The sequence below is a fragment of the Terriglobus sp. 2YAB30_2 genome, from assembly GCF_052114765.1.
GTDB lineage: Bacteria > Acidobacteriota > Terriglobia > Terriglobales > Acidobacteriaceae > Terriglobus.
This window is the reverse complement of sequence record NZ_JBFRFJ010000009.1, coordinates 193150-213999: the sequence shown is the minus strand read 5'-3', so window position 1 is coordinate 213999 and position 20850 is coordinate 193150. Positions and strand designations below refer to the sequence as shown.

Here is a 20850-nt window from a genome sequence, read left to right as displayed (position 1 = left end):
TGACTCACCAAAGCGCACGGGAATGGCGAAACTTGATCCGCCAAAATCACATACCATCGCATCGAATCAATGCGATATGAACTTCATTTAATTGATCCGGTGGATTCCCTGCGAATCCACATCTTATGTTCGCTGAAGTCCAAGGTTACGGTGAACCGACTTAAGATGCGTGCGCCAAGAATACCGCCCAATCGTTTCGTGGCGAGCATTCCGGCGGGTTGGATCGGTGAAGTGGCCGGGACATTGCGTAACGCCAATCGCGGACTCAAGTTGAGCTGCGCCAGCTGCAGAATGCGAACGCCTTGCCTCGGAGAAGATTCGCTCTCCACGATCTGTGGATTGCTCTCGAGGAACTGCTTGGCCAGTTCGATCGTGCTATCCGCCCCGCTATCGAGCACAAAGGGAGCGATTGCTAGTTTGGATCGCTCGGAGGCGTTACCTTTGGCCGGAGAGATCGCCAACATTGCCAGTGGAAGTTCATCTACGACTCCTAAGGCCAGCTCCGTTGCATCGCTAGCTAGGTCATCGTGCGAAGTGGTTAGGCTGAGTCGTCGGTGTTCTGGATCTAACGTGACACGAAAAAGCTCAAGCAGATCAGTCCCAATCACGATGTCGGTTGCGTGTTGCGACCACTGCTCTATTCCTGACAATTCGACAACCCCGCCCCGTTTCGGTGAATATTCGATATCCCCCAATGAAATCCGCAATCCATTGACTTGATGAGCAAGCGGACTCCCGGGTGGCTCGTCATTGGGGTTAATCTCTTTGAGGTGTAGCTGTTTGGCAACAGAGGGTGAGACCCCAGTCATGGAGGAGCCGGTGTCAATCAGGGCAGAGAACGGGCCCCCACCGTTGATCTTGCAGGTCACGTACATGAGCCCGGTTGGAGTGATCTCTGCGGGAATGTTGGCTGTCTGGGCCTGGGTTTGCCGCGCCAACATTGCTAAGCAAAATAAGGCTAGCCCGTTACGGATATAGACTCGCGGCTTTGACTGTGGTCTGTCTGGCATAAACATGCGTTACTCCGTGAACAAGGAACCGAAGCCGCATTGACTCATCTTCTCGCTCAAGGCTTCTGCGCCGGGAATGCTCCGATAGAGCTCATGGGAAGCGAATTGGTTCTCTTCGGGGTCAACGAGCTTCGATACTTGTTCCCAGAAGCTCGTCTCTTTAGGGGGAGTAAGGTTCAGAAACTTGAATACTTCTCGAAGCGCATCGGTGATTCCTCCTGTGCTGGCGAACAGATCCTCGTATGTTAGTTCCAACACTTCGCTTGCCGGTTTTCTATCGGAAAGTTCTTGGCGACACTGAATGGCAAACTGGAGATCTTTCTCAATCATTTTGCGAATCTCGCCCTCTTCGATCGATGGCAAGCGGGTTTGCGCAATCGTACGCTCGAAGTTCGCCTTGGGGCCAATCCAGAAGTGCGTATTGAGAGAGAGCCAGTGAGATACGGCTCGTCGGAGAGAATTCGCCCTTGTTAGAAAAATGATCTTCCGATCCTGCGTTCCTAAGAGGTGAAAATTCAGTTCAGTGGAACCGAAGGGAAATCCGGATGGATCACAGACGTGCTTGATTCCTGGCCAGCGTAGTGTGAGGAGCGCCAGCGTCTTATCGAGTGACGGCCCATCTTTTACCAGATGATGGTACCTGCCCCGATATCGCATGGGGTGAAAGGGCTCAACAATGCAGGTGCCCTCTGGATGGAGTGAAAGGATGCTCGCTAACGTCGTGCTGCCTGTTCGGGGGAGAGAAAAAATAGTGTACATATTCCTCTGATCACTCTTCCTCAGCGCGGGTTCCAAGAACGAAAGCTAGACAGCTAAGTTCAGCATACGGAGACAAGTCCAAAATACGAGACGAAATATCCCTTTTAATGCCGGCGATGATGCAGCCGTCCAAACCGTATTCAAGCGCCTTTAGCCACAGAAAGTTTGCCACGGCGCCCGCTTTTAGGAACAGGTTTCTATGGTTAAGGGGGGTACCCGTATCTTTCCGATGAATCCAGATGATCGCGGCTGGCTCATGCACCTCTCCAATGAAGAGGTCGTTCTTCCAGAAAGTATCCGTGAGCAATCGGATTTGCTTGAGACCGGGAGTACCTTGCTTCCGGTAAGCATAGACACCTTTGCCCAACCCGTCGACGCGATTAGCCATGACACGTACTGCGATATCGTCATCGGCATTACTTATCCGCCCAGGGATACTCTCGAGTTGATCAAAGGCGTACGCAACTATTTCAAGAAGCACGGCGAGCCGAACCGCGACAGGAGCAAACACGGTGCAGGCGGACCTCTGTGCCGCGATTGACTTGATCGCCCGTTGGGCCCGAAAACGGAAGGCTGTTTTAAGCCATTGTTCTGTTTTGCGTCGCACTCCCCCTGCAGGGCGAGGGGAAGCGCTTGGGGTCCAGATTAGCGAAGTTAGAAGCGGTCCCAGAGGGCCCTCAGGATATCGCGTGCTCTGGCGGACATCGCCGAGCAGGATGCTCAATTCCGAAGCCCTTGCACTTTTGAACAAAAGCTTGTCGGGCGGGGCGCCAAGTTCGATCCCGTAGAGAGGGATGGCGACAAGGGGATGCAACGCAAATGTGGAGCGAATCTCCGAGAGAGCAATCCTATCAGGGGAAGAATAGGGAATAGCTGTTCTTTGGATTGATTCGAATAGCTGTGCAAACGCGGCTCCTGCATCGAAGAAGAGCAGCCGGTAACTAAATTCAGCATACTTCGAAACCAATCGTGCGGGAACTCCGGTGACGAGGACGTAGCAATATGGCTCGTGTCCCGCTTCGGGGAACGGCTCAGCAACTTCGTTCCAATATGCGATGCGCTGCAGTGCGTGCCGCTCTGACGCATATCGATAAGCTCCTGGGGCAACTCCTTCAACTCCCGAGATAAGGATGTTGATATCAACTGATCCGAGATTTCCGGCAGAGGGGCACCATCGCTTGATTCGCTCTTCATCTTCTATCGAGCGAACCCCAGCCGTTAGCTGGAGCAGCGATGCCAACGTTCCAAGCGTGAGTTCCGAAGCTCTTGTGTCGAAATCCGTTTCTTCTGGAAGTTGGACGTACTCGTACATTGAAGTTGGATCTTGTGGTTCCGGAAAATGGGAGCTCAAAGCAGAAGATCTTGGGAGAGTCCCTCCATCCGCTTGAGCGACAATGTGCTCTTCAAGAGTGAGGAATGCATTCCGTTCATCCTCACCGCAGTTCTCCAAAAGCCCGCATGCCGCCTTGAGCTTGGACTCGCGTATGAGAAGCCGCTCTTCCACGTCTCCGGTCGCCAAGCTAAATCTCTTGACCGCCGAGGGCGGCAGGGCTTTTGGACTCTCTGTCAATGCATAGAAAACTTCCAACGATAGGCGGGAGAGCCAAAGGCGTTCGGAAAGGACGATGTGTGTCTGGTCTCCTTTGTCCATAGACTCAGGCCAAGGCGCAATCGCAGCAAGTTTTTCTCCGAGCGGTGTATATGCCCTAGGGCCGATATAGGCTTCATTTCGCAGGAAGCAGCGGCTCGCCAAGAGGTAAGTTCCTGTCAAACGCTGCAGAAGATTGATAGAAGCCTCAGTCAGGCGAACCGGCGCTTCCCGCAGCAGACAGATTTTCAGATCCTGGGTAAAGGCTGGATGCTCGGGCGTAACGGTGCCCCAATCGGCGACGGTAATCTTCTCGCCAATCTGACTGTCAGACAGCATCGTCTGCAATGTCGTCGCCTCAGCTTCCAGGTTCTGATGCAGGATGTGAATTCGAGCATGTCTTACTCTTTTGATTCTGTCTTCCCGCAGCTCTCCCTTTCGATCAGTCAGCATGAGTTGAAAGTAGCTGGCGGCTGGGTCGGTGGAAGCGGGAAAAGCGGTTGTACTGTCCTCGACAAGGCCTAAAGTCACCAAGGTTTCGAGGACTGTCTCGATGTGCTCTGCTCCTACGCCGGGAAAGTGCTGTTGGAGCTCTTCGACCGAGTGCGCTTGTGTCAGGTGTTCCCAGGCTGGCTCTAGTAACGTCTCCGCAAGCGGGCCATTCATCTCGTGGCGGCGGATCCCAGTGTCGAAAAAGAGCCTGTCGCCTGCCCTGAAGCTGCCAACACAAGCAATTCGTCTGTAACGAACAGTTGAAACACTCATGTATTCCTTTCAAGGGGGCTCTCTAAGATGGCCCCGCTCTGCTGTAGCTCCTCGTACAAGTTCTTCACGGTACGCTGGAGCGGATCCCCCTTGTCCCCACATATTGCACATCGATGGATTCCTACCAAGTGCCCTTCATGCTGTTCCCCAGATTCCAGATCAAACTCAATGTACCTGCCGACGGAAGTGTCTTGGGTCTTACGAATCCAAGAAAGAAGAAGCGCCCCGGCTAAGCCCACGTGTGCGGGTAAAAAAGGGGCGCTCCGTGACGTACCCACTAGTGTTTGATACTTTCGCAGCTCCCGAAGCGCGATGGGGTCGCTACTGTGCTGCTCGACGCGGCGTAGCCAACACTGCCAGCAGCCACTCTTCCCCGGTCGAATGAATGGGCCGACGTGAAGTTTGAGCAGGTCTCGCTGCACCGGCAGGAAGGGCAACCCAGCGGCAAAGCATATGCGGTTTAACTCCGATGCCAATTCGTCTTGATTCCCATCCGACATAAGCATTAGCACGTCAGCACCGCTGCGCTCGATAGAAGCAGCCCTGTCATTCGTCGGCAAGGATATGGGCTGGAACACTACGTCACCAAGCAAGCAGGAAAGCCTGATGAGTTCTGTTACGACGAGGTCGGAGAAACCACCGCTGACAATGACTTGGATATTTCGCATGATGTAGGCACCGCTCAGGCAAAAGGAGATGGAGCTGGGTTAATCGTGATGGGTAAGTTCGGTCTCAACTTTTGGTGCAGCGACGTCAATCGGGTATGAGCCAGAAAACGGGCACGGTAGTGGAATGAAATCGGCTGCAATTGGGGAATAATGACCCTCACCACGCGAACTCCCCCTGTAAACGCTTCATCTGTGCTGATATCCACCGCATAAACATTCATCCCGAGCGTTTTCAATCGCTGAAGCAAGTTCGATAAGGAATCGCAATTTTGTTCACCGTGGGACGCTGACTGAAATGGGTTTTCATCCGTATTGTTGAACAGAAAGGAAAACCCACCGCCATTCTCTTTCCTTGCCATGTACGTTGCACCGTCCATTACGTGCGCGAACTCTCTTATGTCACGAGGAATCTTGCGTGGATTTTTGAATGCTTGCCGGAAGGTATTAAGGTCAAAAAGAACTTTTTCGATGGCTCGTGTAAGCAAGGGATTGCAGCTGCACGACACGATCATATGCGCCATCTGGCTATGGGGCGCGATCTGAAGCCCAAAGATGCAGGGAACTCCAATGTCTGAGGTCGCGTCAAACAAAAATGTCTCCCGATCACTGCCGTCCAACCGAGTAGAACCCAGGATTCTTCGGGAGGTTTCGGAGAGCAGGGAATCATCTCTTATCTGGCGCAATGGGATCTGCAGCAGCCAAGTCAGGCTTAAGATATCTCGTTCGATGAGCTCACAAATGGCTGCCCAGATGGCCTGTTCGAAGTTGAGGTGAGCGGCCGCACCAGAGGTATTCGGAAGCCAGAAGCGTTCCCCGGGAAAGGAAAAGCCGGCATGCAGGTAAACCATAATCGCTGGAATCAAAACGCTGCGGCCTGTATGGAGATCTAATCCCTTCACCCATCGCATCTGAGCGTCGGGGTCGAACGGACGCACGGGAGAACTGGGATCCGCATATTCTTCCTGGCTGCAAGCCGGAAGATCTCGATACGCGAAGACTTCTTCTTCCCCGAGATCGTTCGCAGATCCGAGGACGAACTGATCTTCGTGAAACACCGACAAACATAGGCGTTCGAGTGCCTCCCCAAGGGCGGGCACGGTTGCCGAAGTTCGATCAATCCCCGAACCGATACCAGGAGAGACAGAGGCAAACCGAAGGCCGGGCTGCTCCTGGATGGACAGGAGTCGCATGTTGCCGTTCTGGGAAAACGCGGTTACTACCGGGTTTATCCCACTGTCGGATGGAATTGTGTGGACCGCCTGTATCACTCCACCGTACGCGCTTACGAGTCCAGACATCGGAAAATCCAAATCACTTTCCCCTTGTTTGGGAATTCTAGTAGACGAACGGCAGCGGTGAGTGTATTAACAATTTACTGAGTTGTTGATAGAGATCCCCAAAGAGGGTTCTCACTTTCTGGCAAAAAAACTCCTCCCTCAGTCTGGGCGTTCCCGTGTTCGTACAGGAGAGTGTCCAAATGAGAGCGTTCATCAAAGTGCCGCGATCGATCCTGAGCGGCTTCCTATTCCTTCTGACATTGATTCGAACCGCCGCGGGTGACACACCCTTCAATGTGACTCCTGGTGCGTCCAGTCAGATTCACCAAGGGTCGCGTGGGAAGACACCGAAACGCAGTGCAGCAATGCTGTGGACACGTGTGGTTGACCCTATGCAACCGATGCGACAGGTCCACGCCCAGATCGGTCCCGAATGCGAACTGGTTGGTTGCTGTAGCTGCGAGAGCTGTTCGAGTTGCGGGGGATGTGGCAGTTGCGGCAGTTGCGGCAGTTGCAGTAGTTGCAGTAGCTGCAGTAGCTGCGGCAGTTGTGCCAGTTGCACCTCCTGGTCGAGCTGCTCGAGTTGCTCAAGCTGCAACAGTTGCGCCTGCCCAGGCGAGTAGCAACGTATCGCACCGAAATGCTTTGAGACTTCGTTGGCTGAGGGAATCGTATGTTCAAGCGAGCTTCGCGGTTTTTCATTCTCTGCTTAGTTTCTGTTCTTCTGCTACTAGCCCTTATGATCTTCTCTCCGACTGGACAGAATGTCCGAGGCTCGAGCAGGCATGGTCAACCGGTCTCTCGCGAGACGTCGATCGCCACGGTGCCAATTGGTACCGCCATTCAGGACGGTCTTCCTCATCTGGGAAGCCTTAGCGACAATTCGTTGAAGGTGACAGCCGGTCCAACCCAGGGAATATCCTGTTCTGGATGTACCGGTCGGCGTACTCCCGAAAGCTTACCGCGAGCCGCGATGTTGCCGCAGGCGAGAATGGCTGCTACTGCAAGCGGCGTTGATCTTTTTTCAGGAAATGCAGCCTGGCAGCAGTCGATTGTGTCGCTTCCAGGACGCGGGCTTAATGTCAATCTGAAGCTCGCCTATAACAGCCTCGTGTACCTGAACGATGGCGGCAAGTTGCGATTCGACCCGCTTGGGAGCGGCCCTGCTCCTGGTTTCAGCTTGGGGCTACCGCAGCTCGCTGTTGTTGAAGGAGGCTCGTCGCTCGTATTTGTCGATTCCGAGGGCCGCGCGACTGAGTTGCGAAGCAGTGAAGATCCAACGGAATATCTGGCCGTCGACTCATCCGGTCGCAAACTTCATTTGACGGGAAACAAGGCCGTGATGCGGGATCGCACCGGAACCGTCCTGGAATTCTCCCGCTATGGCTATCGTTATGTCTGCACGCGAGTAGTCGATTTATCAGGAAACGTTGTCACTGCGCAGTATGCTTCCGATGGGAGGCTCACATCCATCGAGGATACGTTGGGCCGCATCATTCGGTTCCGCTACGATCATTCGCAACATCTCATCGAAGTGGATCGGATCATCGCCGGAGCGTCCTCTCCGGTTGCCACATTGACTTACCAAAAGGAACACAGCCTTCCGGTAAGCACCGACGGGACGTCTCAAGGAGCGCTGGCCCCGGTCACTTTCGACGCATTATCCAGCATCTCGCTTCAGGACGGTGGCAGCTTCAAGTTCGACTATGACGACTCCGGTTTGATCAGCAAGATCTCACGTCTCGCTCCCGACGGCTCCTTGCTCCGCTACACGGCGTACAGCTATGCATCCTGGAATACGGGAAACTATGGGGCGGTCCCCCGGACCTCTCGGCTCGAAAGCGGTTCCGTAAATCCCGCGGGAACGATCACTAACTCTGCAACCATTTCACCTCCATCGAGCGACGGAATGGCTTCCATTGTCTGGCAGGACGGTCGGAGCACGTTTGCCCGCTTTGCGCTGACCGGAGACTACGAAGGCAAAGTTCTCTCACAGACGGACCGCTCTCCGAAGGCTTACAGGCGCAGTTCCGTGACCACGGAGAAGACAACTTGGCAAAAAGTAGTAGTGGCCGGCGTATCGCAAATTTTGCGCTCCTCTCTGGAAAGTAATGGCATGGCAAATGGAGAGCGTATGCTCCATGTCCTCGTCCACTTCGATTCGTTTGGCCGGCAGACAGAATTGACAATGGACAATGCAGATGGAGGACAGGTCACCACATCACGAACCGTATATGATGATCGCGCACAGTTCAAAGAGTTGAACATCTTGACGGCTGTCAGGGAAGTCCGCACCTCGCAGCCCGACCACTCAGTTCGTTCGACGACGTTTTCTTATGATGAGGAACAGCCGGTACAGCAGAGTGGGGTGCTGCATCATCTCGATCGCTCACCGTATAACCCATACGGACTTCTCGCGAAGCCAACCCATATCACGCACGAATGTGCCGGTTGCAAGTCAACTCTGCCCACTCACAGTATCGCATCCATTACATACAACAGTACGGGGACACGGGCCAGCTTCCAATCAACCGGCGGGCACGCCGTATCGTGGGACTTCAGTGATAGTTTTGCTGAGGCGTTGAATCTCCACACGCAGGCTTACGCAACGTCGGTCACGATCGACGGTAAGACGCAACGCCAATCGTACTCTTTGCAGAACGGGCGCATCCGAACGATCGACAAGGCGAATGGAGAAAAGGTCCGGTATCAGTACGATTCTGTCGGTCGAGTGTCCGCACAGGCCAACCTCTCGAAAGGTATAACGACAACGCGGACCTATGGAGCGGACGGTAGATCTGTGCTCGTTACGTCTAAAAATGCAAAGGGTACAACTAGTCACGCGATCATTCGAGATGGTGCAGGGCGTCTGGCAGCGGTTGCATCACAGGTGTCCCCGGGTTCAAATGAGTTTCGCGCGGCGTTCTTTACCTATAACAAATTTGGGCACCGGAGCCGCCGTATGTCCGCTGCCTACGTCGATGCAACTTGGCATACGACTCGGCCAACCTACAGACTGGAAACAAATCGCCGTAATACTCATCAAGAGACGGCCTCGCCTTCAACCCAATCCTCGCTGTCGCCGGTGTGGAGTCTTCTTCCAACATCCCCGGCGATGGAAGTGTTCGCTCAAGCAACCTGCTATGACAGCACTTATGTGGTGGATCAGGGAGAGGAATACCGGATCGACGATGACAGCTACTTCGATTCTACGGATTCCGGCATCGATGACAGCCCGTCTGATTATGCCGCCTGGACTTCAATTGCGGACGAATACGAGAACGATGGCGAGGGGACGTTCGACGAGGGTGCGATGCAGACAGAGTGGTCTGATGAAACAGACCAAACGACAACCGCTAGCGGAAATGGTATCGCGGCGGGATCGTTCCAGGAAATCGTGACAAACGAACTCAACCAGAGCAACTATGCGGACCTTCTTCAATCGTATAACGGTCCGGAATGGGAAAGCTCCGAGAACAGCGGGTATCATTTCTATCTGAGCTCCTCGGATGCAAGCCAATTGTTCTCAGATCTTCAGTCCGATTCGAATTTCAAGTGCGGAGCCCTTTATGGATTCCACACTACATTGGCGGATGGTCAAGGAGGGATGTTTGATTGTCGTTCCATCACTGGGACCTATGGTTACGGTTCTATGCAAATCGTAGGAAGCACCGCAACCGGAGAGGTTCACGTCGATGTCGACAGGTTTAATCCTTATCAAGACGTGGTGAACTTCCTTGGGCACGCGTTCATTGAGGTTCTACCTCATCTCTTCAGATTCAAGTGAGAATAGTTTGAGGAAGACATTGATCACCGCAGTCCTTTTGCCGCTTGGAATGCTGGCCCAGTTTCTTGCGGCCCAGGCGAACGTTAGTGCACAAAGCCCCCTCTCGGCTCGCGAAGCCTGGTCCAAAATGCTGGAGGCCCGAGGGTTCTCGAAACAACCGATACGCTCCTTTGTCCTCTTGCAACGGTATAAGAAAGGAAAAACGAACGTCACTTTTGCGGAAGACGATACGAAGGGATGGTGGATCTATCGCGCGCATGGAGGTGGGGAACTTACGTCGTCTTTGGAGGTCATCGACCTTCAAAGTGCGAATGCCGCAACCGTGCTTCTCGGCAAGAATGCGCCCCGGATATCACGTCCGGCGCCGATGAGCCGAAGCGAAGATTTTCGCGCCGAGGTGCTTGCGATTGCTAACCCCAGCTCGTCCCTCTTTCACTTCGTACCCACAAAATATACATGTCTGAATGATAAGGAATGTGAGCTTACCCTCTCTTGGGAAGATCGGGCACTTACGTATCGGCTTGATCCAAAAACATGGTTACCGACGGCGTACGAGTTGGACCTTCCTCGTCCCCCCTCTCGATTCCGCCGCTCGAATGCAGAGAACGGCCCCATTCGGATTTCGGGGGCATTCAATGGTTTCGTCGGGAAAAATGGCATCCTGCAGCCCCGTGAAGTTACGACCCGTGGCATTAGCTATGAAGTCGAGTTCTATGCTAATCAGACGCTTTCAGAGGAACTATTCCAAGTTCCTATTCCAGAAAGGGTACAGAGTCCAGATGCATGGCGAGTACAACAGCATCCTTGATTCGGTTTGGTAATGATGGAAAGAGAGTTGCTCAGTAGCCAGGTTGTCTGGTTTACGGGGTTAAGTGGTTCCGGCAAAACCACCCTCTGTGATGCAGTAAAAAGGACCTAGAGCGGATGGGGAGATCTGTCTACATGTGATGAACTGCTCCATAGCGAACTTGTAGTTGCGCTTCGAGTGCGGGGAGCTGAGGCTGTTCAGGACCGCGGTCTTCGTGTGATCTAGGTCCGGAAGCCGAAGAATGATCTTGCGACATATGGGTCTTCTGCTCTTCTTGCGCATCGATGCGGCCTCCTCTGCCGCTGACATGCACAAGCTAAAGGAACTTCCTTGAATCACGGGCCGGGCCGATGCGTGCGTAGGCGATCAGTCACAAGCATTAGTTCAACGCAGTCAAGTGCATCGTTTATGCGGAATGCCAGGCGCAGATCTGAATGATCCACTTTACTTCGCCGCCACTTTTTCAAATCGCTAGTACGCTGCGAGTGGACTCAACCGCCTAACTTGAACGTAAAGCGGTTGCGAGGATCGATACGCCGCGCCGCAGCTCTGCCGGAGTGCAGCTGGCAAAACCGAGCATGAGCGCGGGGGGTTGTTCATATTTTGTCGTGAACACCGACAGTGGTTCTACTTCGAGGCCGTGTTTTCGCGCCTGCTGTGCCGCGTCGTGATCGGACTTCCATGTTTTGAGCCAGCCGAGCGTGCGTATCCCCGCTTCGGCATGGATGACATCGAGCACTCCGTCGAGGTGTTTATCCGCAGCGGCCTTGAGGACGTCTATACGCTCCGCATAGGCCTGGCGCATGCGGCGGATGTGATGGCCAAAGTGGCCTTCGGTGATGAACTCCGCAAGGATGGCTTGATCGAGCGTCGGTGGATGGCGGTCGACGAAGCTGCGTGCCGATACGAACGGCTCTACCAGCCTCACCGGCAAGACCATGAACCCTAGGCGTAGTGCATTGAAGAGCATCTTCGTGAACGTGCCAACGTAGATAACGCAGCCGTAGTTGTCCAGAGCTTGCAGAGCAGCGACGGGGCGGCCGGAGTAGCGATACTCTGCGTCGTAGTCGTCTTCGACGATCCAGGCGTTCGCGCTAGCAGCCCAGCGAAGGAGTTCCATTCGGCGGTCCGCGGACATTGTGACGCCCATCGGAAATTGATTCGCGGGCGTGACATATGCGAGCTTCGCTTTGGGTGCAAGCTTGCGCCCTGCCTTCACGATCACGCCATCTCCATCTACAGGTACTGGAACAATGCGCGCATCCGTAGTGCGCAGTATGTGAAGCGCACCCGAGTAACCAGGATCTTCGATCCAGGCCTGATCGCCGGGAGCTAAAAGGAACCGTCCGATGAGGTCAAGCGCTTGCTGTGTGCCGGAGGTGATGATGATCTGCTCGGCTGAACAGTGCACTCCGCGTGACGCCCCAACGTATTCTGCGATGGCGCGACGGAGAGGGAGATGGCCCGCAGCGTTGCCGTGACCATAGAGCGAACGCGGAGCTCGGCGCAAGACGCTCGAAGCGACACGGGCCCAAAGATCTACGGGGAAGAGGTCGATGGCCGGTTCATGAGCGCGGAAAGACTTGCCTAAGGTGTGAGACGCGGGCAGCACCTCCACATTCTGTAGAAAATCTTGTGCACGTTTTGGGAATGCGGCCTTCGAAGTTGGGCGAGGGAGAGCCGCGGGTTTGGGCGTTGCAGACATGAATTCGTCCGGAACGCCCGAGGCGACATAGGTTCCCGATCCCGGTTCAGTACGGGTGTATCCCTCGGCCTGTAGCTGGTCGAAGGCGACGACCACGGTTCCGCGCGAGAGCGAATACTGCAACCCGAGGCTGCGTGTGGAAGGCATGCGGGCGCCGGGTTTCAGCCGTCCATCCAGAATGGCGCCGCGCAGCTCGGTGTATAGCCAGCGCCAGAGTTCCTGCTTGCCAGAGGGCAAGTTGAGGGAAAGATCCTGAAATGTTTCTTCCTTAGCCATGTTCACGGACACCTTTCAGAAAATAACGAAGTGGTCCACTCCATGTGCCGATTATGGACCTTTTCTCTAATCCACAGGGAGCCTAATGTGAGGGTCGAGGAGATACACACCGATGCAAACAACTATTGCGAATTTGAAACGAGTATTCGTACTTTCCCTTCTCATCACCGGCACGCTGGCGATGACTAACCCTTTGAGCGCGCAGGAAACCATAACGCCCATCACGACGCATGCTCTGGCTGCCGATCCCAGCAAGGAAATTCTGATGTACACGGTAGATTTTCCGGCGGGCTTTTCGAGTCCCATCCATCGCCACAATGCGCAGGTCTCCGTTTATGTGCTAGAGGGCACCGTCGTCATGCAGGTCAAGGGCGGAAAAGAACTCACGCTAGGCCCCGGTCAGAGTTTTTATGAAGACCCGAGCGACATTCACGTCATCAGCCGGAACGCGAGTAATTCAAAGCCAGCAAAGTTCTTGGTCTTCCTGATCCATAAAAAAGACGCCCCGCTCGTGATCCCGGTCAAGTAACCAAAACCACAGAATGAGATTCGCGGTTTGCAGTTACACGTCCCTCGCTTGCCGACGCCTGGGCTCGGCGGCTTCATTCTCCAGCCCGCGCCGACCGCCTTTGTACGTACGTTCACATTCAAAACAGATGGGAGTACCAAATGTCTAATAAAAATGGCGGCGTGAGTTCGGTGGTTTTGCGACTCGGGCTCGGACTAGGTTTTCTTTCAGCCGTGGCAGACAGGCTCGGCTTCTGGGGCCTTTTGGGCAACCGAATGTGGAATGGGGAAATTACTCGCGGTTCTTGGATTACACGCACATGGTCAACGGATATTGGCCGGCCGCAATGATTCCAACGCTGGGAACGGTGGCCACCAGCGCTGAAATCCTCTTCGGCTTTCTCGTCCTCATCGGCTGGCATACACGCGTCGCCGCGCGGCTGAGCGGACTTCTCCTCATCGTCTTTGCGACTTCCATGACGATCGCATTAGGGGTCAAGTCGGTTCTGAATTACGCCGTTCTCACCGGGATAGGAGGGGCTTTCCTCCTCGCAAGTTGCGAGTTCTTCCCGTTCAGCGTGGACAAGCTGCTGTCCCGTCGAGCGCGTTTAGAGGAGGACGGTATCGATGCTCCGGCCATCCCGGAGACGGCCAAAGCTCGCACGACCTAGACCAGCGAGGAGTGGGGGGGGCTGCGAAATGGTCGTTTGTCCACATTGAGGACGCGGCGCAGGCGACGGTCGCCGCCCTGACCGCGACCCGGGCAAGTATGTTGTCGTGGACGATGACACGTCTCCCGTGAGCGTCTGGCTACCAAAATTCGCAAGCTTTGTGGGCGCTCCCCCTCCGCTGGTCATTACTGAGAATGAGGCACTACAGACTGCGGGTGAGGACGCGGTGTACTACCAGACGAGATTATGTGGCGCTTCGAATGCGAAGGCCAAGCGAGAGCCTCACTTCGTTCCGCGGAGGCGAGAGTGGCTAAGCGAGTGAGATGAAGCCGCCACGTTTCCATCAATTGACAATCGCTCACTAAAACCCCACCCGGCAATAACGCCCGGCAGCTTAGAGAACGGAACTACCACATGGCATGGACACTACTTTGTATCGCCGGCATCGTCGAGATCGCCTTCGCCTTCGGGATGAAGCAGTCTGAAGGTTTTACCCGATTGAAGCCGGCGTTGTTTACGGTCGCTACCGGCTTGTCGAGTGTCATCCTTCTTTCTGTCTCGCTCCGTACACTGCCGGTCGGAACAGCCTATGCGGTCTGGACGGGCATCGGCGCTGCGGGCACGGCCATTATCGGAATAGCGTTGCTGGGCGAGTCCGCGTCGCCGATGAGAATCCTCTGTATCGCTCTTATTCTGACAGGCGTCATCGGCCTCAGGCTCGTCTCGTGATTGCTTATTCCTACTGCAGTACAGTTTGGCAACCCAATGAGATTCAACAAATCGACACACAAGGAGATTCAAAATGACTGTTATCAAAGCCGCCGCCGTACAACTGAGTCCTGTCCTCTACAGCCGGGAAGGCACAGCGGAAAGATTCACAGCGGGCCAAAACCCAAAACCACCTGCAACCAAGACGGCACCCTTTGCGTGAAGGCTGACGTGGAGCAGTCCGTAGTCGTGAATCCGCTCTATTTTGAGGTTCGTGTGAGGTGCTCGAAGCAGATCACGTTGGGATGGGAGCTGAGGGACGATTCGGGCAAGGTGTTAGATCAGGACCCAGACGGCAGGCTCGCCTTCCTAGTCAACAAGGCGTCTGTATCGGAAAGAACACTCGCGGTACGTGACTTTGCGCTCGCACCGGCGAAAACAAGCCACGGAAACCTGGTTCTCCATGCGACGACCTACTCCATAGTAGGCGGTGAGAATTACCCGCTGCCAGAACTCTCAATTCCGGTACGCCTCGATCTCAGAACCAGTGACGTCACCTACGCAGTACCTGCCGGGCAAGAGTTTTCAGACGCCGTCATTGCCAGTGTGGAATCAGACTCGGCACATCCCATTCCGATGAGAGCCCAACTGGCTTGGCGCACGGCTACGCTGCTATATGTGCGACCGGCCATGCTTGGGGTGCGGCGGCCGAAGCTATGGCTCGCGCCTATCCAGGTCAGGGGTCGTGGCATGTCATCAACTACCGCAACGCACAAGGCACTGCTCATCTGACCATCCTCGGCGACGGCTGGGCCGGAGTTACGTACTACCTAACTGGTCTCAATTATTTACTCGAAAAAACCACACAGCATGCGGCGGGTGTGCGGCGCGTTGTTTTCGACAGGAACCCTGATTTCGGGCAATGATAATAGCCCTGTTCTCTCGGTAAGAGTCATCGCTCGCAGCGGCCAAATACACGATTGACGCTATTGGCCGGATTGTCGGCAATACGGAAGTTTGGGATTACCTCCGTATTGCCGGCGATACGCCCAGAAGCCCGTCAATGAGCGATGCGAGCCTGTAATAGCTTCGCCCATTCCGGCGCATCACTTTTCAGGGACTGGGTATCCGCATCGCCCGAGACTTCTGACAAAAGCTTGCCAGTTTTCACATCATAAAGGCGGTAGTCTCCAACCTCGGGACCGTGCGTCGGTCCGTAGACGACCGCCACCTGCTTGCCACCTTCGAGAAACATCCAACCCCACACCATCTCGCCCTGACGGAAGGTATGGAGCACCTGCTTGTGCTGAAAGACGACAACACTCAAGGGGATCGAATAGGATGTACAACAGTTCTCGACATTAATCGTCCAACCGAGCGTTTGGCGATCTTGCGCTAACTCAACTCCAGAGAACCCGACCGCGTTGAAGACCATTTCCTTATCGGTGCTGGCCTTCAATGGTGGAAGGGTTTGCACAGATTCCGTTCCGTTACTGTAGATGATGTGCAAAGGGCCGGTCTCGTATCCAGAACCGGCTGCCGGTTGTGCGATGAAAAACTTCGTAATCTGAGCCGTTTGCGACGCGTCTTTCGTTTGCAGACTCGTCACCGAGGAGTGTCCAAATGTCGTTGCGGGCAACAAAGCGACCGGCAGAAACACCCATGTAAGAGAGGGACCTTTCAACGAGCACCACCCATCGCTGCGAGTTGATCGACGAAACTTCCGATAGAAGTCTAGCGCGTTAGGCCGCATGCATGGGCCGACGCTTTTGAACACCTGCAAAGATTGCTTGCATAAGAATTCTTTCTTAGTGCAGCATGACGGCGAGAATGTCGACGAACCACTGGGGCGCATCTAGGTCGTGCAGAATACCGGACACAAGCTTTTTTCCGTCTTCGCCGTTGGTCAGAATGACAGCGCCGGACTTCGTGGTGGGTGAGACATAGGCGAAGGTGTACACGCCGGGATCGTGGCCGGTGTGCATAAGGATCACGGTATTGTGGGCTTTGATGACCGACCAGGACAATCCGCGGCCCAGATCGTCGGGGCAGAGCGGTTGTGGCAACCGAGAGCAGGCTTGCTGCTTCTGGCTAACTTGAATATGGTCGCGTTCTGCGGCAATCTTCGGAGTAATGCCTTTGATCTCGAGTACGGCTTCGAGCAGAAGGGCGTAGTCCTTGGCCGTGGTGTAGACCTTATCGGCGGAGATGGGCTTGTCAGCGAAGGTTCCCGAATGATGCGAACTGAGCTGGCGATTTCCGGCGAGCGCATTCGAGATTTGGTACCAACTTGCGGATTCTACTGCTGCCGGTCAATTCCGGCGCGCACAGACGCGGTCGTGAGCCTTTCCATCGGACTTGCGGTTCAATTCGCATGCAGTTCGATTCGCAAAGCAAATCTTCTGAGATTGCGCAACCGCGTAGTGTTCAAATTTTTCAGCGCGACGAGTGTTTCAGGACTGACGTTGAGCGACACACTGGGGCTCAGGAACGTCCGCTGCCGATTGGGAATCGACGATTTCCTAAATAGTGCCCGATAAGCGCTCCTAAGATCACTGTGGAGATGATTGCTGCTCCGTGCTCTCCAAGCGCATGCCACGGGGTGGAAAACGGGCACGCAATCCGCCAACCGGCATTGATCGCAAGACCCGCGCCTGCCCCATACAGGGCGCCCGCCACAGCTGGGCGGATCGCGAGCGAGTTTCGAAACACCCAGCTGAAGAACAGGACCAGAATTCCGCCGGCTAGCGTGCTGCCGATCCCGCAGGCGAAGCTCATGATCCATGGCAAGTCACGCAGCATTTCGTTGGCCCGTGGCGGGATACGCAGGAGAGGTTCGGTCGCAGGATTTCTCGAGAAGGTGAGTAGGGTGACAAATATAACAAGCAGAAAGCCCGCGGCAGCCGCGAGGTAAACCATCTGCCTCGGCAGCCTGCCGGCGGGGGTGCTTTCATGCGCGGCGATCCAGACGAGCACGATCGCCAATACGAACTGCGCGGCGGAGGCCCCCCACGTCAACAGCGGGCCTAAGATTCTTGAGTCGTAACGGGGTCCGATAGCCAGCAGAACCAGCGATGAAACCAGGAGAGCGAGGGGGACCATTCGCAATGCCAGTTGGAGCGGTTGTGGCGATGGTTTGACCGGTCTGAGATCCTGGGCGATCGCCCGCATCAGTGCTTCCGGTGGCTTCGGTGAACGATCCATCATGCACGAGTCCTTTGGAGAGTATTTAGCGCAACGCGCAGCTCTGCCATTCCCCGGCTGGCACGCGCGCGAGCCGCCGCGCTTGTAATGCCTAGCATCCCGGCGATCTCCTCGAAACTGAACCCCCACTCATGGTGCAGCAGCAGCGCTTCGACCTGATCCGGGGATAAATGCGTTAGACCTCGGCGAATCTCATCCTGAGAGCCGAGCCTGTCCGCTTCCGGAAGCACCGGCAATTCAGGCAAGTCCTCGCGCGACTCATGAACCTTTGCCCATTGCCGGGCTGCACGCCGATTCATCAGATAAACGTTTCGCGCCAAACCGAACACCCAAGGTCTAACCGCATATTTCGGGTTGTAAGCGGCTCTCGACCGGTGCATTTGAAGAAAGGTTTCCTGAAGCAGATCATCGGCGATTTCCGAGCCGGCTGCCAAATGCAACAGATAGCGGCGCACTCCCGCTGCGAGCTGGCCGTAGATCTCCTGAAATGCTTCCGGCGATCCGCCCTGATAACGGATCATCAGGGCGCGAAGTTCCTGATCTCCATCGCTCATTATTAAGCTCTTTGCCGCGCGAGGCGCGTTTGTGACCGGGTTCGGTCAAAAAACGATCAGCCGTAATCGTGTCACACGCCGGGTGCTGCGGGCAAATATCAGACAGGCGAGCGAGACGCCGCCAGCAAGCAAACCAGAATCGAAAGGACAACCCAATGAACTTTATGACTTCTCTTTCTTCGGCCTCTGGGGTTCAGCCGATCTCTTCAATGCTTTCTATCAGGCCAATCACGCGGGCCTCGCCTCGGGGTAGTTGGGAGCCACCTACTTCATTCCGACTTTCGTCGTGCCCTTGCTGCTGATCACACACGGACTCGCTTTCCGGATTCTTCTGCAACATCAAAATGTACCAGCAGTACAGGAAAGCCGGCACTTGGCATAAGGTTGTGCCCAAACCCGGGACTCGAACGAGTCCCAGGAGGTCTCCATGGATCGATCACATGCGCTGCTTGGATTTCTTACCATTCTCCTAATGACAGTTTCATCATTCATTAGTCTGCCGGCAGTTGAAGGACAGGTCCGATTGCAAACCACAGAAGAGCGGAGCGCGCGGATTTCAGACTTGCAGAAGCAGATTAGAACTGCTAAGAACGCCCACACTAATGCGGAACAGCTCGGAACATTGTGGCTCCATCTGGCTGACGCATATCAGGATGAGCTTGACCAGCAATCTGCGGAGGATGCGTTCGTCCATGCATTGGGTGTGTTGCACACAACGACAGAAGCGGAGCTGTATGCGAATGCGCTCGATGGGATCGCAACTGTTTATGCTGCAACCGGGCGGTTGGACATCGCCGAGAAGTGCTTGCGTCAGGCACTTAAACTGGAGGATACCAAGCGGGGTTCAGCGGCTGAGGCGGGGACACAGGTGAATCTGGCGACTGTGCTTCTCCTCAAACATCGATACGAAGAGGCTGTGAAAGAGCTATCCGCTGCATTGCTTTATTTGGATACGCCGGCTGACTCTGACGTGGATACATTGATCACCGTCTACGTTGCACGCAGCCGCGCTCTCTGTGATATGAAGCATTGCGAGGAAGGACTGCGGGACTTAGAGCGGGCACTGGCCCTCGCCAATGGCAGGTTCGCGGTTAACTCTCTTGGAATGATTTCGATTGCTGCAGTTCGCGGATTTGAGCAAATCCGTGCAGGATCTGTGGAGCAGGGCGGCGAGGCGTTTCGGCAGGCTATGCGGCTGGTAGACAGTCGGACAGATCTGTCACCCTCGGTTCGAACGGAGATACGACTGCGCATCCTGGAGTCCTACTCCCAGGCGCTCAGGTTCGCCCACCGTAAACAAGAAAGGAAGAGAGTCCAGGAAGAGCTTGCGCGCGTTAAGGATCAGGAACCGCGGGGTTGCAACGGATGTACGGTAAGTGCAGCGATACTGGGAATGGTGCTACCTTAATGCCCGCAACCATCTCTGGCCCGGGCAGTGAATCCTCACCGGCCTTCAGAAGCACTGTCGCTCGTGCCGCTTGCATCCGGCGGTACGATGCCCAGAGTCGAAGCGCACAGCGCCATAGCGACTCTGTATAGCGTCCTACAAAAGTGAAAGCAAAGCGACAAGCGCGGCGAACTCTTCGTCGTGTGACCACGGGGGCAAGAGGGTGACCACGATTCTAAAGTGACGGCTAAGTTCATTAGGTTGCAGATGAAGAAAGTTCATCGCTCTCTTGAGTAGCTCGCTTTCTCTAACAGTGAATGATTCGATCCGCATGCTTGCTTGCGCGGAACAACGCTCCGCGGAAAGTTCCCCGCCCGCAGCCTGGATCAGCGCATGAGATGCCAGGTGCGGAATCGTCCCTTGCGTCCGGGCAGGGTGCCGACCAGCCACTTGATGCAGGGGCAGCGTTTGGCGGTGGGATCGTCCTGGTATTTGCAAGGGGAGCGGTGGCGGACGTAGACGGAGAGCATGGTGCGAACAGTCTAGAGCGTGGCGGCAGGTGGTACAAATTTGCCACAGGGTTGGCAAAATGAGGTCATACTTTCGTCTAAGTTGTTGATTGCAAACGATAAGCGAATTGGTGGAGGCGGCGGGAGTCGAACCCGCGTCCGAAACTACTGTCGACGAAGAGCTTTCATGCTTTTTCCTAGTTCTAAATCTCGTAACGAGCGCTAAGAACGGACAAAGATACGCTCGAAACCAGCCTGATCGATCTTACCCTCTGCGTCCAGGCGGAACACTTTGGGCCAGCCTACTGTGCGACGACCGGTATGGGCCCATAGGCGAAGCCCAAGCGGTCGGCTACTTAGTTAATTAAGCAGCAAGAGCCAGGTTGTTGTTGGCACTTATAGTTTTGTGATCGATTACGGGTGTTCACACCCCGGCATGCCTCTCAGCCGCACGCAATCCCGTCGAAACCGTGACGCCCCCATCTTGTGAAAGACCCATATGGCCACTCCCTGGGGAGCTACCCTGAGACGCGAAAGCCAGCCCCGAGGGTTCAGGGGGCTGGCTCATCACTCCTCGATTACTGATTTTACCACTTTCTTCACCTTAGAGGCTTTCCCTGTACGTGTGATGTAGGGTTTCCGCATCTGTGGGGGCCGCAATGAAACG

20 protein-coding genes and 1 other RNA gene are annotated in these 20850 nt (G+C 55.0%); 9 read left to right on the top strand and 12 right to left on the bottom strand.

Going from position 1 to position 20850, the window contains the following annotated elements:
- Nucleotides 1–83: 83 nt before the first annotated feature.
- The 6 genes from AB4Y89_RS15415 to AB4Y89_RS15390 all read right to left on the bottom strand — a co-directional run bounded on the left by AB4Y89_RS15415 (nt 84) and on the right by AB4Y89_RS15390 (nt 6665).
- Nucleotides 84–1016, bottom strand: coding sequence for an aspartyl protease family protein (locus tag AB4Y89_RS15415; RefSeq protein WP_442301821.1), 933 nt, complete (start codon nt 1014–1016; stop codon nt 84–86).
- Between the two features lie 3 nt (nt 1017–1019).
- A complete protein-coding gene (locus AB4Y89_RS15410) occupies nt 1020–1769 on the bottom strand; it encodes a hypothetical protein (RefSeq protein ID WP_442301820.1) in 750 nt (249 codons plus the stop codon).
- 10 nt (nt 1770–1779) lie between these two features.
- On the bottom strand, nt 1780–4122 hold the full coding sequence (locus tag AB4Y89_RS15405) for a hypothetical protein (RefSeq protein ID WP_442301819.1): 2343 nt from the start codon (nt 4120–4122) through the stop codon (nt 1780–1782).
- Nucleotides 4119–4622, bottom strand: a complete 504-nt coding sequence (locus AB4Y89_RS15400; protein ID WP_442301841.1) for a TOMM precursor leader peptide-binding protein — start codon at nt 4620–4622, stop codon at nt 4119–4121. Before AB4Y89_RS15400 ends, AB4Y89_RS15405 begins: the two co-directional genes overlap by 4 nt.
- A gap of 182 nt (nt 4623–4804) precedes the next feature.
- Nucleotides 4805–5980, bottom strand: a complete 1176-nt coding sequence (locus AB4Y89_RS15395) for a YcaO-like family protein (RefSeq protein ID WP_442301818.1) — start codon at nt 5978–5980, stop codon at nt 4805–4807.
- 409 nt (nt 5981–6389) lie between these two features.
- Nucleotides 6390–6665: a hypothetical protein gene (locus tag AB4Y89_RS15390; RefSeq protein ID WP_442301817.1), complete on the bottom strand. Its 276-nt coding sequence runs from the start codon at nt 6663–6665 to the stop codon at nt 6390–6392.
- A gap of 393 nt (nt 6666–7058) precedes the next feature.
- Here AB4Y89_RS15390 and AB4Y89_RS15385 point away from each other — a divergent pair, with 393 nt between their 5' ends.
- Genes AB4Y89_RS15385 through AB4Y89_RS15375 form a run of 3 tightly spaced genes read left to right on the top strand, consistent with a single transcriptional unit; the run spans nt 7059 to nt 10773 of the window.
- A complete protein-coding gene (locus AB4Y89_RS15385; RefSeq protein WP_442301816.1) occupies nt 7059–9854 on the top strand; it encodes a hypothetical protein in 2796 nt (931 codons plus the stop codon).
- A 19-nt stretch (nt 9855–9873) separates the two neighbouring features.
- Entirely contained in the window at nt 9874–10662 is a 789-nt protein-coding gene (locus AB4Y89_RS15380; RefSeq protein ID WP_442301815.1) for a hypothetical protein, read from the top strand.
- A 12-nt stretch (nt 10663–10674) separates the two neighbouring features.
- Nucleotides 10675–10773 (top strand): adenylyl-sulfate kinase, encoded by a 99-nt coding sequence (locus AB4Y89_RS15375; protein WP_442301814.1) that lies wholly within the window; start codon nt 10675–10677, stop codon nt 10771–10773.
- 388 nt (nt 10774–11161) lie between these two features.
- On the opposite strand, the gene pdxR is transcribed toward AB4Y89_RS15375, so the two are convergent.
- Nucleotides 11162–12643 (bottom strand): MocR-like pyridoxine biosynthesis transcription factor PdxR, encoded by a 1482-nt coding sequence (pdxR, locus tag AB4Y89_RS15370; protein WP_442301813.1) that lies wholly within the window; start codon nt 12641–12643, stop codon nt 11162–11164.
- Between the two features lie 112 nt (nt 12644–12755).
- Between pdxR and AB4Y89_RS15365 the strand changes: the two genes are divergently transcribed.
- The 4 genes from AB4Y89_RS15365 to AB4Y89_RS15350 all read left to right on the top strand — a co-directional run bounded on the left by AB4Y89_RS15365 (nt 12756) and on the right by AB4Y89_RS15350 (nt 15321).
- Nucleotides 12756–13172: a cupin domain-containing protein gene (locus AB4Y89_RS15365; RefSeq protein ID WP_442301812.1), complete on the top strand. Its 417-nt coding sequence runs from the start codon at nt 12756–12758 to the stop codon at nt 13170–13172.
- A 298-nt stretch (nt 13173–13470) separates the two neighbouring features.
- Nucleotides 13471–13821: a hypothetical protein gene (locus AB4Y89_RS15360; protein WP_442301811.1), complete on the top strand. Its 351-nt coding sequence runs from the start codon at nt 13471–13473 to the stop codon at nt 13819–13821.
- 414 nt (nt 13822–14235) lie between these two features.
- A complete protein-coding gene (locus tag AB4Y89_RS15355; protein ID WP_442301810.1) occupies nt 14236–14550 on the top strand; it encodes a DMT family transporter in 315 nt (104 codons plus the stop codon).
- Between the two features lie 210 nt (nt 14551–14760).
- Nucleotides 14761–15321, top strand: coding sequence for a hypothetical protein (locus AB4Y89_RS15350; protein WP_442301809.1), 561 nt, complete (start codon nt 14761–14763; stop codon nt 15319–15321).
- Between the two features lie 268 nt (nt 15322–15589).
- On the opposite strand, the gene AB4Y89_RS15345 is transcribed toward AB4Y89_RS15350, so the two are convergent.
- The 4 genes from AB4Y89_RS15345 to AB4Y89_RS15330 all read right to left on the bottom strand — a co-directional run bounded on the left by AB4Y89_RS15345 (nt 15590) and on the right by AB4Y89_RS15330 (nt 18287).
- Nucleotides 15590–16138, bottom strand: coding sequence for a hypothetical protein (locus AB4Y89_RS15345; RefSeq protein WP_442301808.1), 549 nt, complete (start codon nt 16136–16138; stop codon nt 15590–15592).
- 199 nt (nt 16139–16337) lie between these two features.
- A complete protein-coding gene (locus AB4Y89_RS15340; RefSeq protein ID WP_442301807.1) occupies nt 16338–16595 on the bottom strand; it encodes a hypothetical protein in 258 nt (85 codons plus the stop codon).
- A gap of 418 nt (nt 16596–17013) precedes the next feature.
- A complete protein-coding gene (locus AB4Y89_RS15335; RefSeq protein WP_442301806.1) occupies nt 17014–17736 on the bottom strand; it encodes an NrsF family protein in 723 nt (240 codons plus the stop codon).
- Nucleotides 17733–18287 carry an RNA polymerase sigma factor gene (locus AB4Y89_RS15330; protein WP_442301805.1) on the bottom strand — a complete coding sequence of 185 codons (555 nt, stop codon included), beginning with the start codon at nt 18285–18287 and terminating at the stop codon, nt 17733–17735. The genes AB4Y89_RS15335 and AB4Y89_RS15330 overlap by 4 nt, the downstream gene beginning before the upstream one ends.
- Nucleotides 18288–18318: 31 nt before the next feature.
- Between AB4Y89_RS15330 and AB4Y89_RS15325 the strand changes: the two genes are divergently transcribed.
- Complete coding sequence (locus AB4Y89_RS15325) at nt 18319–18540, top strand: hypothetical protein (protein WP_442301804.1); 222 nt, start codon at nt 18319–18321, stop codon at nt 18538–18540.
- Between the two features lie 174 nt (nt 18541–18714).
- A complete protein-coding gene (locus AB4Y89_RS15320) occupies nt 18715–19695 on the top strand; it encodes a hypothetical protein (protein ID WP_442301803.1) in 981 nt (326 codons plus the stop codon).
- A 617-nt stretch (nt 19696–20312) separates the two neighbouring features.
- Here AB4Y89_RS15320 and ssrA read toward each other — a convergent pair.
- Nucleotides 20313–20664: a transfer-messenger RNA gene (ssrA, locus tag AB4Y89_RS15315) on the bottom strand.
- Nucleotides 20665–20850: the final 186 nt, after the last annotated feature.